Origin of the sequence: Pectobacterium carotovorum (genome assembly GCF_033898505.1) — a bacterium.
Lineage (GTDB): Bacteria > Pseudomonadota > Gammaproteobacteria > Enterobacterales > Enterobacteriaceae > Pectobacterium > Pectobacterium carotovorum_J.
On the sequence record NZ_JAXAFK010000001.1, the window covers coordinates 1,655,004 to 1,669,095 of the forward strand.

15 protein-coding genes are annotated in these 14,092 nt (G+C 51.3%); 6 read left to right on the plus strand and 9 right to left on the minus strand.

Annotated elements, in window-relative coordinates; translation table 11 throughout:
• Positions 1 to 519 precede the first annotated feature (519 nt).
• Positions 520 to 1,473, plus strand: a complete 954-nt coding sequence (ydgH, locus tag R9X49_RS07410; protein WP_319847788.1) for a DUF1471 family protein YdgH — start codon at positions 520 to 522, stop codon at positions 1,471 to 1,473.
• Between the two features lie 174 nt (positions 1,474 to 1,647).
• Here ydgH and kdsA read toward each other — a convergent pair whose 3' ends face one another.
• The 6 genes from kdsA to hemA all read right to left on the minus strand — a co-directional run bounded on the left by kdsA (position 1,648) and on the right by hemA (position 7,027).
• Positions 1,648 to 2,502 carry a 3-deoxy-8-phosphooctulonate synthase gene (kdsA, locus tag R9X49_RS07415; protein WP_180740953.1) on the minus strand — a complete coding sequence of 285 codons (855 nt, stop codon included), beginning with the start codon at positions 2,500 to 2,502 and terminating at the stop codon, positions 1,648 to 1,650.
• Positions 2,503 to 2,577: 75 nt separating this feature from the next.
• Positions 2,578 to 3,387: an invasion regulator SirB1 gene (sirB1, locus tag R9X49_RS07420; RefSeq protein ID WP_319847789.1), complete on the minus strand. Its 810-nt coding sequence runs from the start codon at positions 3,385 to 3,387 to the stop codon at positions 2,578 to 2,580.
• Positions 3,388 to 3,389: 2 nt separating this feature from the next.
• The gene (locus R9X49_RS07425; protein WP_319847790.1) at positions 3,390 to 3,791 is read right to left on the minus strand and encodes a SirB2 family protein; all 402 of its coding nucleotides are present in this window, start codon (positions 3,789 to 3,791) and stop codon (positions 3,390 to 3,392) included.
• Between the two features lie 5 nt (positions 3,792 to 3,796).
• Positions 3,797 to 4,642: a peptide chain release factor N(5)-glutamine methyltransferase gene (prmC, locus tag R9X49_RS07430; protein WP_319847791.1), complete on the minus strand. Its 846-nt coding sequence runs from the start codon at positions 4,640 to 4,642 to the stop codon at positions 3,797 to 3,799.
• On the minus strand, positions 4,642 to 5,724 hold the full coding sequence (gene prfA / locus R9X49_RS07435) for a peptide chain release factor 1 (protein WP_319847792.1): 1,083 nt from the start codon (positions 5,722 to 5,724) through the stop codon (positions 4,642 to 4,644). Before prfA ends, prmC begins: the two co-directional genes overlap by 1 nt.
• A gap of 46 nt (positions 5,725 to 5,770) precedes the next feature.
• Positions 5,771 to 7,027 (minus strand): glutamyl-tRNA reductase, encoded by a 1,257-nt coding sequence (hemA, locus tag R9X49_RS07440; protein ID WP_225084716.1) that lies wholly within the window; start codon positions 7,025 to 7,027, stop codon positions 5,771 to 5,773.
• Between the two features lie 232 nt (positions 7,028 to 7,259).
• On the opposite strand from hemA, the gene lolB reads away from it, so the two are divergent.
• From lolB to prs, 3 genes are all read left to right on the plus strand, one after another.
• Positions 7,260 to 7,883, plus strand: a complete 624-nt coding sequence (gene lolB / locus R9X49_RS07445) for a lipoprotein insertase outer membrane protein LolB (protein WP_319847793.1) — start codon at positions 7,260 to 7,262, stop codon at positions 7,881 to 7,883.
• A gap of 3 nt (positions 7,884 to 7,886) precedes the next feature.
• On the plus strand, positions 7,887 to 8,759 hold the full coding sequence (gene ispE, locus R9X49_RS07450; protein ID WP_319847794.1) for a 4-(cytidine 5'-diphospho)-2-C-methyl-D-erythritol kinase: 873 nt from the start codon (positions 7,887 to 7,889) through the stop codon (positions 8,757 to 8,759).
• A gap of 136 nt (positions 8,760 to 8,895) precedes the next feature.
• Positions 8,896 to 9,843 (plus strand): ribose-phosphate diphosphokinase, encoded by a 948-nt coding sequence (gene prs, locus R9X49_RS07455; protein WP_010274915.1) that lies wholly within the window; start codon positions 8,896 to 8,898, stop codon positions 9,841 to 9,843.
• Positions 9,844 to 10,005: 162 nt separating this feature from the next.
• On the opposite strand, the gene ychH is transcribed toward prs, so the two are convergent.
• Positions 10,006 to 10,275: a stress-induced protein YchH gene (gene ychH / locus R9X49_RS07460; RefSeq protein WP_205946528.1), complete on the minus strand. Its 270-nt coding sequence runs from the start codon at positions 10,273 to 10,275 to the stop codon at positions 10,006 to 10,008.
• Between the two features lie 332 nt (positions 10,276 to 10,607).
• Between ychH and pth the strand changes: the two genes are divergently transcribed.
• On the plus strand, positions 10,608 to 11,195 hold the full coding sequence (pth, locus tag R9X49_RS07465; RefSeq protein WP_010274897.1) for an aminoacyl-tRNA hydrolase: 588 nt from the start codon (positions 10,608 to 10,610) through the stop codon (positions 11,193 to 11,195).
• A gap of 129 nt (positions 11,196 to 11,324) precedes the next feature.
• Positions 11,325 to 12,416, plus strand: coding sequence for a redox-regulated ATPase YchF (ychF, locus tag R9X49_RS07470; RefSeq protein ID WP_015840351.1), 1,092 nt, complete (start codon positions 11,325 to 11,327; stop codon positions 12,414 to 12,416).
• A 222-nt stretch (positions 12,417 to 12,638) separates the two neighbouring features.
• Here the strand turns inward: ychF and R9X49_RS07475 are convergent, their stop codons facing one another.
• Positions 12,639 to 12,893, minus strand: a complete 255-nt coding sequence (locus R9X49_RS07475; RefSeq protein WP_319847795.1) for a hypothetical protein — start codon at positions 12,891 to 12,893, stop codon at positions 12,639 to 12,641.
• A 56-nt stretch (positions 12,894 to 12,949) separates the two neighbouring features.
• The gene (locus tag R9X49_RS07480) at positions 12,950 to 14,071 is read right to left on the minus strand and encodes a phosphoethanolamine transferase (RefSeq protein WP_319847796.1); all 1,122 of its coding nucleotides are present in this window, start codon (positions 14,069 to 14,071) and stop codon (positions 12,950 to 12,952) included.
• Positions 14,072 to 14,092 lie beyond the last annotated feature (21 nt).

Below are 14,092 nucleotides of genomic sequence, written 5' to 3' on the forward strand. Positions count from 1 at the left end.
TTCGCCGAGACCTGCTGCACCCTGTATCCCCGCATTCACGCGGTAGGAAGAGGGTCTTATCATCTTCTTGCCACACGCTTTTTTTGGGGCGTCTCACTGTAGGCGAACTCATTTATAACGTACTGAAAATGTGATCGATGATCCATAAATAAAATGAATTTCACAGAAAAGCCGAGTTATCACAGGTTCTGCCAGCCTTTCTTGGTCGAAAATCATGCTCTTCTCTGCCTTTTGTAGCATTATTACAGAAGTATTTTTCGGTGCTGTTTCACAAAAATGGTGTGTTACAAGGTTGTTAATGCGATAAATCACATAAATATCCCTTATGATGGCAAAACAATCATTAACCGTTATTATTAGCACTTTTCTTGTTCAGAGCCGAAGCATTACGGCTTTTCAGCCTCGTTGAAAATGCTAAAGCACAAGAATTTATTCCGTGCGATAATCAGCCCTATTCCGTTACAGGTTGATTGCTATACCTTAAATAATTCGAGTTGCAGGAAGGCGAAAGGATTTTTTATGAAGCTGAAGACTACTGTTATTGCGTCCACGTTATTGTTATCACTCTCGGCATTTTCAGCGCAGGCTGCACAGGAACTGACACCTGAGCAGGCAGAATCCCTGCAACCCTTTGAGCGAATTACGTTTAAGGGACGTTTTAACGCGATCAATGAAGCAGTGGCCGCAGCCTCAAAACGCGCCGACAAGCTGGGTGCGGAGTCGTTCTATGTGCAAGCTATGGATGACGCTAACTCGAGTGGGAACTGGAATGTCACTGTCGACCTGTATCGCAAAGATGCGCCAAAGGCGAATCAGGATACCCAATTCCGCACTTTCTACGGCGTAAAAGAATTGCCAAAGGATGTTGCTTATTCGCTGGAGCCGTATGATACGGTAACCGTTGGTGGCTTCTTCCGCAGCCAACCAGATGTGAACGACGCCATTGCGAAAGCGGCAAAAGAGAAAGATGCTGATTCGTTCTACATCGTCCGTCAGGTTGATGTGAACTCGAATAGCGCTAACCAGAAAGTTACAGCCTACATTTATAAAGCCGACGCACCGAAGCGCCAAACTCAGAGCACCGATGTCATCCCAGCAGATTCTGATGCTGGCCGTGCAGCGCTGGCTGCTGGTGGTGCGGAAGCCGCCAAGGTCGAAATTCCTGGTGTTGCCAACTCCGGGAGCCCTAGCCGCAATGTAGGTAATTTCTTTGAAACGCAATCGTCAAAAGGTGGACGTTACACGGTAACGTTAACAGATGGTTCCAAAATTCAGGAACTGAATAATGCTACGGCGGCGCAAATGGTGCCTTTCGATTCAATTAAGTTCCGCGGTAACTACACCAATATGACACAGGTGTCCGAAGCCGTTGCTAAACGTGCGGGCGAGAAAGGTGCCAAGTACTACCACATCACCAGGCAGTGGGAAGGCAAAGGCAACAACATGACCATCAGCGCCGATCTCTATAAATAACAGCGATTGTGCAGTGTTGTAGAAAGCCACAAACGTTATCAACAAAAAACCCGCGATATCGCGGGTTTTTTTATGGCGAGCGTCCTGCCCGCCACCCTGCGGGCCGTCGCAAGCGACGTTGAAAAACGTTCCCTACGTTTTTTTACGTCAACAATCAATCTACCGTGAGTAAGATTACTTACTGGTATCCAGTTCTGGGAAGTTTTTCACCAGATCGTCAATCGCTTTGATCTGTTGCAGGAACGGCTCCAGTTTATCCAGCGGCAACGCAGACGGGCCATCGCATTTTGCATTCGCGGGATCTGGGTGAGCTTCAATGAACAGCCCTGCCAGGCCAACAGCCATACCGGCACGCGCCAGCTCCGTCACCTGTCCACGACGGCCACCGGACGCGGCACCAAACGGGTCGCGGCACTGTAGCGCATGCGTAACGTCAAAAATCACCGGCGAACCGTTAGAAACCTGCTTCATTACGTTGAAGCCAAGCATATCAACAACCAGATTGTCGTAACCGAAGTTGCTGCCGCGATCGCACAGAATGACCTGATCGTTGCCACCTTCGATGAACTTATCGACGATGTTACCCATTTGCCCCGGGCTGACGAACTGCGGTTTTTTCACGTTGATTACCGCACCCGTTTTCGCCATCGCTTCGACCAGGTCAGTTTGACGTGCCAGAAACGCAGGAAGCTGGATCACATCAACCACATCGGCAACAGGCTGCGCCTGGTGTGCTTCATGCACGTCAGTGATAATTTTTACGCCAAAGGTCTGTTTCAGTTCCTGGAAGATTTTCATCCCTTCTTCCAAACCAGGACCACGGTAAGAGTGAATTGAAGAACGGTTAGCCTTATCGAATGACGCTTTGAACACGTAAGGAATGCCCAACTTCTGCGTGACCGTGACGTAATGCTCACAAATGCGCATCGCCAGATCGCGTGATTCAAGAACATTCATGCCGCCAAACAGCACAAAAGGCAGATTATTGGCGACGGGGATATCCCCTATCTTGACCACTTTATTCGTCATACTTTTACCTTCATGTCGGGAAATAAATTAACGCTGCATTACTGCAAAACGGGTTCTTAATGTAAGACTGTTTTTTTAATGCAAGACAATCTGTTTCTGCTCTATCGAGTGAATCTGCACTTTTATCATTTCACTCACCGGGTCTTCCGGGCACTGTTCAACGAAATAGTTGAGATCGGACAGCGCAATATGGTCGCAATCCAGCTGTGCATAAATCAGGCCGCGATCGCGAATTTCGTACGGATCGTCTGGGTCAAATTGCAGCACCGCTTCGCTGGCTCTTAACGCCAGTTCCATCTGCTTTTCTTCCATCAGTGCGACTTTCAACGTGTCGAGCATTTTACGCACGATCAGGACATTCTCTGCTTCATCCAGATCTTCATCCAGCAGGCGGGTTGATGGACCGATGTTGCCTTTCAGCCAGACTTCCAGCACATGCTCACTCAGCGTATCGCCGTTTAGCGGGTTGATCAGCCACATCTCTTCGTCGAGCCAGTCGGCGCGCAGAATCAGCTGCGTCGGGAAAATGACCGGCATCAGCGGCAGACCAAGCTCATTGGCGATATGCAGGAAGATGACGCCAAGTGACACGGGCAGGCCCTGACGCGATTCAAGCACCTGATCGAGCCACAGTGCATCAGACAGGCGATAAACGCCGCCCGCACCGCCGAACCCCCAGGTGTGATAAAACAGCTCAATCAGCTTTTCAAGCTGAAGATCTTGCTCGAGATCGTCAGGAATAGCGGCTCGAGCGCTCTCAACCAGCTGTTGCAGATTTTGCCGCACGTCCTGAGCGGGAAAGTCGCGGCGAATAGCCTGTGAAACCAACACGACACCATCACTTAGCAGCGACTGGTTGAATTCAAAATCAGCAATAGCACTCATAATTATTCCATCAGCAACGGTGACTGAGTCAGTGCCAACAGCACGACCACACCAAAGCACATTAAAGCAGATACAAACGCCAGCCAGCGAACAGTCTGACTACGGGGGCGTTTCCCCAAGGCGATCGCGCCAAGAAGGATATAAATAATAACGCCAAACAGTTTTTCCGTCAGCCAGCTTTGCTCGGGAGTAAACGGATAAGTGTGGCTAAGCGTGATTAAACCAATACCGCTGATTAATAACAAGGTATCGTTAATATGCGGCAGGATTTTCACCCAGCGCTGTTGCAGCAACGCTGATTGCCGACACAGCCAGAAAAAACGAATAATAAACAGGGAAATACTGATGCCAACCGTTGCCAGATGCAGATATATCGTGGCTGGGTAAAGAGTTATCACGTCCATTGCTCCTAATGCGTTGGGGCATCCAACCAGCGTCCTAACGACACGCGGTCATTGCCACCATAGTCCTGACAGGTTTCGATTTGTGTGAATCCGCGTGTCTGCAAGAGCTGACGCACTGCATCAGCCTGTTGCCAGCCATGTTCCAGCAGCAGCCAACCACCGGCCGCTAAATAATGCGGGGCAGATTCAATAATGGTGCGTAAATCCGCCAGCCCGTTGTCGGCGGCAATCAGCGCGCTGGCTGGTTCAAAACGAACATCGCCCTGCGACAAATGCACATCATTCGCATCGATATACGGTGGATTACTGGCGATGAGCGCAAAGCGCATTTGATCAAGCGGTGAATACCAGCTTCCAGGCAAGAAATGGGCGTTGTCGAGTCCCAATTGCTGGGCGTTTTTTGTCGCTAACGCGACAGCGTCTGGTTGAACATCAACGCCCGTCACCCGGCAATCACGCCGTTCACTGGCCAGCGCCAGCGCAATCGCTCCGGTTCCGGTGCCCAAATCCAGTACGGCACACGGCGTTTGAGGCAGACGCAGCAGCGCCTGTTCGACCAGGCACTCGGTATCGGGGCGGGGAATCAGCGTGGCGGGCGACACAGCCAGCGGCAGTGACCAGAACTCACGCTCGCCGGTCAAATAAGCAATGGGTTCTCCCTGTTCGCGGCGCGCTAGCAGTTCAGTTAGCTGCTGTTGTTCAGCCGCGTTCAGCGCAGTTTCACCAAACGCCAACAGAAACGTGCGGGGCTTGCCAGTCACAAAGCCCAGCAAAATTTCCGCATCTCGCTTCGGGCTTTCTCCCGTCGCAAGCTGCGCCGTCGCAGAGATTAACCAATCCTGATAGGTCATTATTCCTGCTCGGACAACGCAGCAAGTTGATCGGCCTGGTATTCCTGTACGACTGGCTGAATCAGCGTATCCAGTTTCCCTTCCATGACTTCATCCAGTCGGTAAAGCGTCAGGTTAATACGGTGATCGGTCACCCTTCCCTGTGGGAAATTGTAGGTACGGATGCGGTCAGAACGATCGCCGCTGCCAAGCAGGTTACGGCGAGTTGACGCTTCTTCCTGCTGGCGTTTCTGCACTTCTGCCGCACGGATACGTGCCCCCAGCACAGACAGCGCTTTGGCTTTGTTTTTATGCTGTGAACGCTCGTCCTGACATTCCACGACAATGCCGGTTGGCAAGTGAGTAATACGGATGGCGGAATCGGTGGTGTTAACGTGCTGACCGCCCGCGCCAGAAGAACGGAAGGTATCGATGCGTAAATCCGCAGGGTTGATGTCCGGCAGTTCCGCTTCCGGTACTTCCGCCATCACGGCGACCGTACAGGCCGACGTATGAATACGCCCTTGAGATTCCGTGGCAGGAACGCGCTGCACGCGATGGCCGCCGGATTCAAATTTGAGCTGGCCGTACACGCCGTCGCCGGAAATTTTAGCGATAACTTCTTTATAACCGCCATGTTCGCCATCGCTGGCGCTCATAACCTCGACGCGCCAGCGGCGTGATTCGGCATAGCGGCTGTACATGCGGAACAGATCGCCGGCAAAAATCGCGGCTTCGTCGCCGCCCGTCCCGGCACGCACTTCCAGAAAACAGCCGCGCTCATCGTCGGGATCTTTCGGCAACAACAGCACCTGAAGCTGCTGCTCCAGTGCCTCAATTGTCGCTTTACCCTCTTTCAATTCTTCCTGCGCCATATCGCGCATTTCAGGATCGTCGAGCATCATTTCTGCGGTCTGTAGATCCTCTTGCGCCTGCTGCCATTGCTGGAAACAGCGAGTAATATCAGTAAGCTGAGCATATTCTCGCGACAACGCGCGAAAACGATCCATATCAGCGATGACGCTGGGCTCACCGAGTAACGCCTGGACTTCTTCATGGCGTTCTTGTAACGCTTCCAGTTTAGCAACAATAGAAGGCTTCATGCGGGCGGTTAAATCCTGTAGTAGAAATAAATAGTAGAGATGAATGCTAGTCCAGCCCAAGGCTGTCACGTAAAATTTGTAACCGGTTCTGATCGCCGTCACGAGCGGCTTGCTGAAGGGATTTGGTCGGCGCGTGAATCAGGCGGTTGGTTAAACGGTGCGTCAGTTCCTGAATCACCGCTTCAACGTCATTGCCTTGTTGGATGGCAGCCAGCGCCTTGGCTGTCATTTCCGCACGCAGCTCATCGGCCTGAGCGCGATAATCGCGAATCGTCTCCACCGCGGACTGCGCACGCAGCCACGCCATGAAGTCGGAACTTTCCTGCTGCACGATGGATTCGGCCTGCACCGCTGCCGCTTTGCGCTGCGCGAGGTTATGCTGAATGATCGCGTGTAGATCGTCCACGCTGTAGAGATAAACGTTCGGCAATTTGCCGACTTCCGGCTCAATATCACGCGGAACCGCAATATCCACCATCAGCATTGGCTGATTCCGTCTCGCCTTCAGCGTCCGTTCCATCATCCCTTTTCCGATAATCGGCAGCGTACTGGCCGTTGAACTGATCACAATGTCGGCCTGAACGAGTTGTTCATCCAGTTCTGCCAACGTGATGACCTCTGCGCCTACTTCCGTTGCCAGCGCCTGCGCGCGTTCACGGGTACGGTTCGCGATCACCATTTTCTGTACATTGTGCTCACGAAGATAGCGAGCAACCAATTCAATGGTTTCTCCAGCACCAACCAGCAGCACCGTAACATCCGCCAGTGATTCAAAGATCTGCCGCGCCAGCGTACAAGCGGCAAATGCCACCGACACGGCGCTGGCACCGATATCCGTTTCCGTACGAACGCGTTTGGCCACGGTAAAAGACTTCTGGAACAGCCGCTCCAGTTCGCTGGACAGGGAATGGCCACGTTGTGATTCTGCAAACGCTTTTTTCACCTGTCCCAAAATCTGCGGTTCGCCTAACACCAGCGAATCCAGACCGCTGGCCACGCGCATCAGATGACTAACGGCGGCGTTATCCTGATGCCAGTACAGACTGCCGTTGACCTCTTCCGGACGCAATTGATGATATTCACACAGCCAGCGAATCAGCTGCTCACGCTGGTTTTCCTGTTCGTCAACGCTAAGATAGAGTTCCGTACGATTGCAGGTAGACAGCACAACGCCGCCCTGCACCAGCGGTTGCTGTAGCAGACTGTCGAGGGCCACCCCTAACTTATCTGGTGAGAACACAACGCGTTCACGCAGAGAAACCGGTGCGGTTTTGTGATTAATACCAAGCGCAAGCAGGGTCATTAGGCTGTTTCTGAGTAATACCGGTCTTAGTATGGATTTCGTTTGAGTCGCATTCTACTTGATGCAGGGATGCAAGAAAAGCGACAGCGCGCGATACACCTCGTCTGAGGTAGTCACTTTTTGACAAAAAACAATAAACGCCATTAACGAATAACAACCATTGACGCTGAGCGGTAAGCCCGTTAGCGTGACGTATTTCACGAACTACGTTCATTTACAGGATACGACCGACATGCCAACCAAAACCGTCCGATGCCTGCGTTTACTGCCTTTAGCCAGCGTGTTGCTAGCCGCTTGTAGCGTTCATCAACCCACTCAAACGGGTAAAAGCCCCACCTCGCCAGAGTGGCAACAACATCAGCAAAAAGTACAGCAACTCAGCCAATATCAGACTCGCGGCGCTTTTGCCTATATCTCCGATAGCAAAAGAGTATCAGCCAATTTTTTCTGGCAGGACACACCACCACAGCGTTATCGATTGCTGCTGACCAACCCACTCGGCAGTACCGAATTAGAACTGCGCGCCCAGCCTGACGGCGTGCAAATCACTGATAATCAGGGCAAGCGTTACGTGGGGAAAGATGCCGAATATATGATTCAGCAGCTCACCGGCATGGCGATCCCGTTGAACAATCTGCGCCAGTGGATTCTCGGCATCCCGGGTGATGCGAGCGAATTCACGCTGGATGAGCGCTATCTGCTGAAAACCGTCACCTATCGCCAGGGCAATCAAAATTGGAATGTCAGCTATCAGAGCTACAACACCGAGCTGACGCCTCCGCTGCCAACCAGCCTGGAGCTGGTTCAGGGGGAACAGCGTATTAAGCTGAAAATGAATAACTGGATGGTTAAATAAGCGATGCAACCGACGGTTATCGAGACATGGCCTGCCCCCGCCAAGCTGAATCTGTTTCTTTATATTACCGGCCAGAGAAAGGACGGGTATCACCTTTTGCAAACACTATTTCAGTTTCTGGATTACGGTGACACCCTGACAATTCGGCCACGTGGTGACGACCAGATTAACCTGCTTACACCCGTGGACGGTGTAGAGAACGAGCAAAACCTGATCGTCCGCGCCGCACGTTTATTACAGCAGCACTGCGAACGCCATAAGCTGCACCCTGCCCGGTTCGGCGCAGACATCAGCATCGACAAATGCCTGCCGATGGGCGGCGGGCTGGGCGGCGGTTCATCCAATGCGGCTACCGTTTTGGTCGCCCTTAATCATTTGTGGCAAAGCGGGCTGAGCGTTGATACCTTGGCCGAGCTGGGATTGCAATTAGGCGCCGACGTTCCCGTCTTTGTTCGTGGACATGCCGCCTTTGCCGAAGGTATTGGTGAACAGTTAACGCCAGCAAATCCGCCAGAGAAATGGTACTTGGTGGCACACCCCGGCGTGAGTATCGCCACGCCGTTGATTTTCGGCGATCCGGCGTTGACGCGTAATTCGCCAGTTCGTGATTTAGAAACTTTATTAAACCAGACCTTCGTCAATGATTGTGAAGCTATCGCAAGAAAACGTTTTCGTGAGGTTGAACAGCTACTTTCATGGCTGCTAGAATATGCCCCGGCGCGCCTGACTGGAACGGGGGCTTGTGTGTTTGCAGAGTTTGACACCGAGTTCGCAGCCCGTCAGGTGCTTGACCAGGCCCCGGAATGGCTAAACGGTTTCGTCGCGCGAGGCGTTAACGTCTCTCCGCTACAACGTACGCTTTCCGGGCAACTTTAGGTTTTGCCACACACCGGCTGCCATGCGGCCAGTCTGTAGCAAACTTAATTCATACACCCGTATGCATATTGTGCCTGTTGCTCTCCCTGCCTGGCAGGCGCAATATTTCTCTGGACGCAAGCCTGAGGTTCTTCTCGTGCCTGATATGAAGCTTTTTGCTGGTAACGCCATCCCGGAACTAGCACAACGTATTGCCAACCGTTTGTACACTAGCCTTGGCGACGCCGCTGTCGGTCGTTTTAGCGATGGCGAAGTCAGCGTGCAAATCAATGAAAATGTACGCGGTGGTGATATTTTCATCATCCAGTCCACCTGTGCACCCACCAATGACAACCTGATGGAACTGGTTGTGATGGTCGATGCTCTGCGTCGCGCTTCCGCGGGACGTATTACCGCCGTTATCCCCTACTTCGGCTATGCCCGTCAGGACCGTCGCGTGCGTTCCGCACGTGTGCCAATCACCGCGAAAGTCGTTGCTGACTTCCTGTCCAGCGTCGGTGTTGACCGTGTTCTGACCGTTGATCTGCACGCTGAGCAGATTCAGGGTTTCTTCGATGTTCCGGTAGATAACGTATTCGGTAGCCCGATCCTGCTGGAAGATATGCTGCAACAGAATCTGGAAAACCCGATCGTGGTTTCTCCTGATATCGGTGGCGTTGTGCGTGCGCGCGCAATCGCTAAACTGCTGAACGATACCGACATGGCGATCATCGACAAGCGCCGTCCGCGTGCCAACGTTTCTCAGGTGATGCACATCATCGGTGACGTCGCTGGTCGTGACTGTGTACTGGTTGACGATATGATCGACACTGGCGGTACGCTGTGTAAAGCGGCGGAAGCGCTGAAAGAACGTGGTGCTAAACGCGTATTCGCTTATGCCACACACCCGATCTTCTCAGGCAATGCTTACGAGAACATCAAGAACTCTGTAATTGATGAAGTGATTGTCTGCGATACCATTCCGCTGGCGGAAAACATTCGTTCACTGCCGAATGTTCGTACGTTAACGCTGTCCGGGATGTTGGCCGAAGCGATTCGTCGTATCAGCAACGAAGAATCTATTTCTGCGATGTTTGAGCATTAATCGCTGCTGATCGGGTAACCGATCGCAAACGATAATGAGGGAGCCACCTTGTAACAAGGTGGCTTTCTTATTTCTATACATGTCACTATAAAAAAACCGCCATAGCGAAGCTACAGCGGCTCTCATGTTCAATTTTCATTGACGCCTATGGTGCCTTAACGGTTATGGGTGACGTTGGCGGCGGCAACGCTTATCAAAGTGTTTAACCCACCAATAACGGTCTGCGACTTCTTCACGCCCGCTAATACGTGCTCCCACTAACCAAAATATTGCACCAGAGAAAATACCGACCAGATCAATATAAGTCATATATTCAGGGACATTCAGTTTAGGGAATTGGCTGGCGATGGAAAAACCAATTCCACCAATCATCAGAATCATACCGAGCCCCATCAACATGTTACCCAATACTGTCACGTTTTTACGTTTCATCTGCCACCTCCAGATTAATTCTGTGGATGAATCGGAGTGCCATTACCGCTTACTTTCTTATTATTGATGCAATTATAGACAATAATGTGCATGGATGATTGCGGGAGGGATCACAGATAAAAGGAATGATTAATATTTTTTTACGTTTAAACAAATAAATAGACAAAAATCCGAATAATCACATCACTGAACAAATAACATAGTATTTACAAATGACACGGTATTTACATTCCAACACCGAGATTTTGCTATCCAGCACACGGTGTGTAAACTAGCGCTTTCGTTTATCACGCTACCCTGCGTCAATTTAAGCACGCAATCTGGAATATACCGTGAGCAGCATTAAATTAATTGTCGGCCTGGCGAATCCCGGCGCTGAATATGCCGCCACCCGCCATAATGCGGGCGCCTGGTTTGTCGATCGTCTGGCGGACGCTTACCGTCAGCCGCTGAAAGAAGAAAGCAAATTTTTTGGTTACACCTCCCGCCTGAATCTGGCTGGACAAGATGTACGCCTGCTGGTCCCTACCACGTTCATGAATTTGAGTGGTAAAGCCGTCGCAGCAATGGCCACCTTCTATCGCATCCAGCCTGATGAAATTCTGGTTGCACACGATGAACTGGATTTATTACCGGGGATTGCCAAACTTAAACTGGGTGGCGGACACGGCGGCCACAACGGGCTGAAAGATATCATCAGCAAATTGGGTAACAACCCAAACTTCCATCGTTTACGCATTGGTATCGGCCATCCGGGTGATAAAAGCAAAGTTACTGGCTTTGTGCTGGGTAAACCGCCGACAAGCGAGCAGACGCTGATCGACGATGCCATTGACGAAGCCGTGCGCTGCACAGAAATTCTGATGAAAGAAGACATGATCAAAGCGATGAACCGCTTGCATGCCTTCAAAGCGGCATAATCTGGTCAGAATGCGGATGGGAGATCGAGATAAATCGCCATTCCGTGTATAATCGGCCGAAATGTTTCCATTCTGACAGGCAAAATATAGTAATTGTCTGATTAATAAGTTATTTAAGGTGATATAAACATGGGATTCAAATGCGGTATCGTTGGGCTGCCTAACGTCGGTAAATCCACTCTGTTCAATGCGTTGACCAAAGCCGGCATCGAAGCGGCCAACTTCCCGTTTTGTACCATCGAGCCAAATACTGGCGTCGTGCCGATGCCCGATCCACGTCTGGACAAACTGGCCGAAATCGTTAAGCCACAGCGTATCCTCCCTACCACCATGGAATTTGTTGATATCGCGGGTCTGGTAAAGGGCGCGTCCAAAGGTGAAGGCTTGGGTAACCAGTTCTTGACCAACATCCGTGAAACCGAAGCCATCGGTCACGTTGTCCGCTGCTTTGAAAACGACAACATCATCCATGTAAACAACAAAGTTGATCCGGCCGATGACATCGACGTCATCAATACCGAGCTGGCGTTGTCTGACCTCGATACCTGTGAGCGTGCCATTCACCGCGTGCAGAAGAGAGCCAAAGGTGGCGATAAAGATGCGAAAGCTGAACTGGCCGCGCTGGAGAAATGCTTACCGCAGTTGGAAAACGCCGGGATGCTGCGCTCACTGGATTTAAGCGATGAAGATAAAGCAGCCATCAAATACCTGAGCTTCCTGACGCTGAAGCCAACCATGTACATCGCCAACGTCAACGAAGACGGTTTTGAAAATAACCCGTACCTCGATAAAGTGCGCGAAATCGCGGCCGCTGAAGGTTCTGTCGTTGTAGCCGTCTGTGCTGCCGTTGAATCAGATATCGCGGAACTGGATGATGCCGACCGTGAAGAGTTTATGGCTGAGTTGGGTCTGGAAGAACCGGGTCTGAACCGCGTTATCCGCGCGGGCTATGAACTGCTGAACCTGCAAACCTACTTCACCGCTGGCGTGAAAGAAGTTCGCGCATGGACCATCCCTGTCGGCGCTACCGCCCCGCAGGCTGCGGGTAAAATTCACACCGACTTCGAGAAAGGCTTCATCCGCGCACAAACGATCGCCTATGAAGATTTCATCACCTACAAAGGTGAACAAGGCGCGAAAGAAGCCGGAAAAATGCGTTCAGAAGGCAAAGACTACATCGTAAAAGATGGCGACGTCATGAACTTCCTGTTTAACGTCTAAATAAACTTTGTTGTCTCATGAGGCGCCAGAATATCTCATGAAGATCAAAAAAACCCATAAAATCCACGCACTTGCGTGGATTTTTGTTTTCATGGCGTTTCATGAAGTCATTCACGAGTCATTCGCATCGTCTTTCCTTTGTCTCATCTCACTACGCGCAGCAAAAAAATGAGGCTGAGCTGAAAACTGACTGTGACTCAGGAACGTTGAAGGGAACGGGACTTATCGCCCGCCGGCGGTCACAGAGATGACTACCGTTTTTTGCACACCATCCTCAACCACCTCGATCGAAGAGGAATATGGCGTACCCAGTTTGTTGGCGCCGAGAATAGCCGGGATGTCTATACCTCGGTCAGCAAGCTCACTCATTGCAGACGCTGGCAAAAGCTGAGCAAGGATATTTACGGCGAATGTAGGAACGTCAAAACTTTTTTCCAGAGTTCCAGCAACGAATTTTTCCACGTTGATTTTTGACACAAGCTGCTCCTTGTATGGGGGAATAGGCTAACGGCTAAGTTGCAACGAAACTCACATCAGCTCGCGACATGGCGCAGACACATCCAGTTCGGATTGGTACACCCTGCTTTGAACAGCAAACAGGCCAAGCCTGGAATAGTAAAATTGTCGTGGCTATAGTCTTTGTTCTCCGCGTTATTGCGCAGGCAGGTGAGATTGAAGCCGGCATCTTGCACAAATACCGGTGAGAACCACATCACCATTGGCATCTGCATTTGCTCTTTGGGCGCAATAAGGTAAGGCGTGCCGTGTAGATAGATGCCCCGCTCTCCCAACGACTCACCATGATCGGAAAGGTGGATCATGGCTACGTCGCGTTGCCCTGAATAGCGCTGCAGCACGTCGATAGATTTACCTAGCATCCGCTCGGTGTAGACCATCTGGAAGTTCTGTGTCCGCACGGTTTCACCTACCACGGCAATCTCGAGTTTAGGCCGCTCTCCGGCAACAATCACAGGACGCGTGGCATCTTCGGCCACGGTTCGCAACAACTGCGATGTCGTGCGTTTCAGGTAGCGCTTCAGGTAGCCGTTAGTACTGCGCACAAAGTTGAAAGGTAGCACCTGATCCCTGATTTGCAGATTGTTGCGCAGCAACGAGGCGTAGTCCTTGTAGAACAGCATCGTCACCGCGGCCAGCACGGCGAATGTCACCAGGACATTGCCCAGCCACCATAGCGCGTTTTGGAAGGGATGTTCGGTCTGTTTGGTGGGCAAACAAACCATCACCGCAGCAGGTAACACACCAAGCACAAGAATGGTGAGCAGCAAGGGAATAGAAAAGTACGAGGCGAGTTCTGCCTGATTGTTCTCAAAGACGTTCTGCACCATGCCGCGATCGATCAGCACGTTATAGCTGAACATGAAGTAACTACAGCTGGCGCTGATGACAACCAAGAGTGCAAGTAGCGGCTTACGCACATACGGTAATGCCAAAACTGGCGTGAACAACAGGTTGATAAGGCAGAAAAAGAAAACCGGCAGGCTGATGAAAAACAGCAAGCAGTGTAAGCTGTTGATCTCCACGTTGGACCATAACATTTGCCACAGCCCAATATTGCCAATGGTGGTGAAGAACAGTGCGGCTACCCAAGTCAGCTGTATCGGGTTGAGCTGCAAGGATGACAGACGTTGAAACACGCGTAATCCCCAACGAGTTGA

Bases quoted from the DNA above. Each gene is read 5' to 3' on its own strand.
- ydgH (WP_319847788.1), top strand. From the start codon at position 520: ATGAAGCTGAAGACTACTGTTATTGCGTCCACGTTATTGTTATCACTC.
- kdsA (WP_180740953.1), bottom strand. From the start codon at position 2,502: ATGACGAATAAAGTGGTCAAGATAGGGGATATCCCCGTCGCCAATAAT.
- sirB1 (WP_319847789.1), bottom strand. From the start codon at position 3,387: ATGAGTGCTATTGCTGATTTTGAATTCAACCAGTCGCTGCTAAGTGAT.
- R9X49_RS07425 (WP_319847790.1), bottom strand. From the start codon at position 3,791: ATGGACGTGATAACTCTTTACCCAGCCACGATATATCTGCATCTGGCA.
- prmC (WP_319847791.1), bottom strand. From the start codon at position 4,642: ATGACCTATCAGGATTGGTTAATCTCTGCGACGGCGCAGCTTGCGACG.
- prfA (WP_319847792.1), bottom strand. From the start codon at position 5,724: ATGAAGCCTTCTATTGTTGCTAAACTGGAAGCGTTACAAGAACGCCAT.
- hemA (WP_225084716.1), bottom strand. From the start codon at position 7,027: ATGACCCTGCTTGCGCTTGGTATTAATCACAAAACCGCACCGGTTTCT.
- lolB (WP_319847793.1), top strand. From the start codon at position 7,260: ATGCCAACCAAAACCGTCCGATGCCTGCGTTTACTGCCTTTAGCCAGC.
- ispE (WP_319847794.1), top strand. From the start codon at position 7,887: ATGCAACCGACGGTTATCGAGACATGGCCTGCCCCCGCCAAGCTGAAT.
- ychH (WP_205946528.1), bottom strand. From the start codon at position 10,275: ATGAAACGTAAAAACGTGACAGTATTGGGTAACATGTTGATGGGGCTC.
- ychF (WP_015840351.1), top strand. From the start codon at position 11,325: ATGGGATTCAAATGCGGTATCGTTGGGCTGCCTAACGTCGGTAAATCC.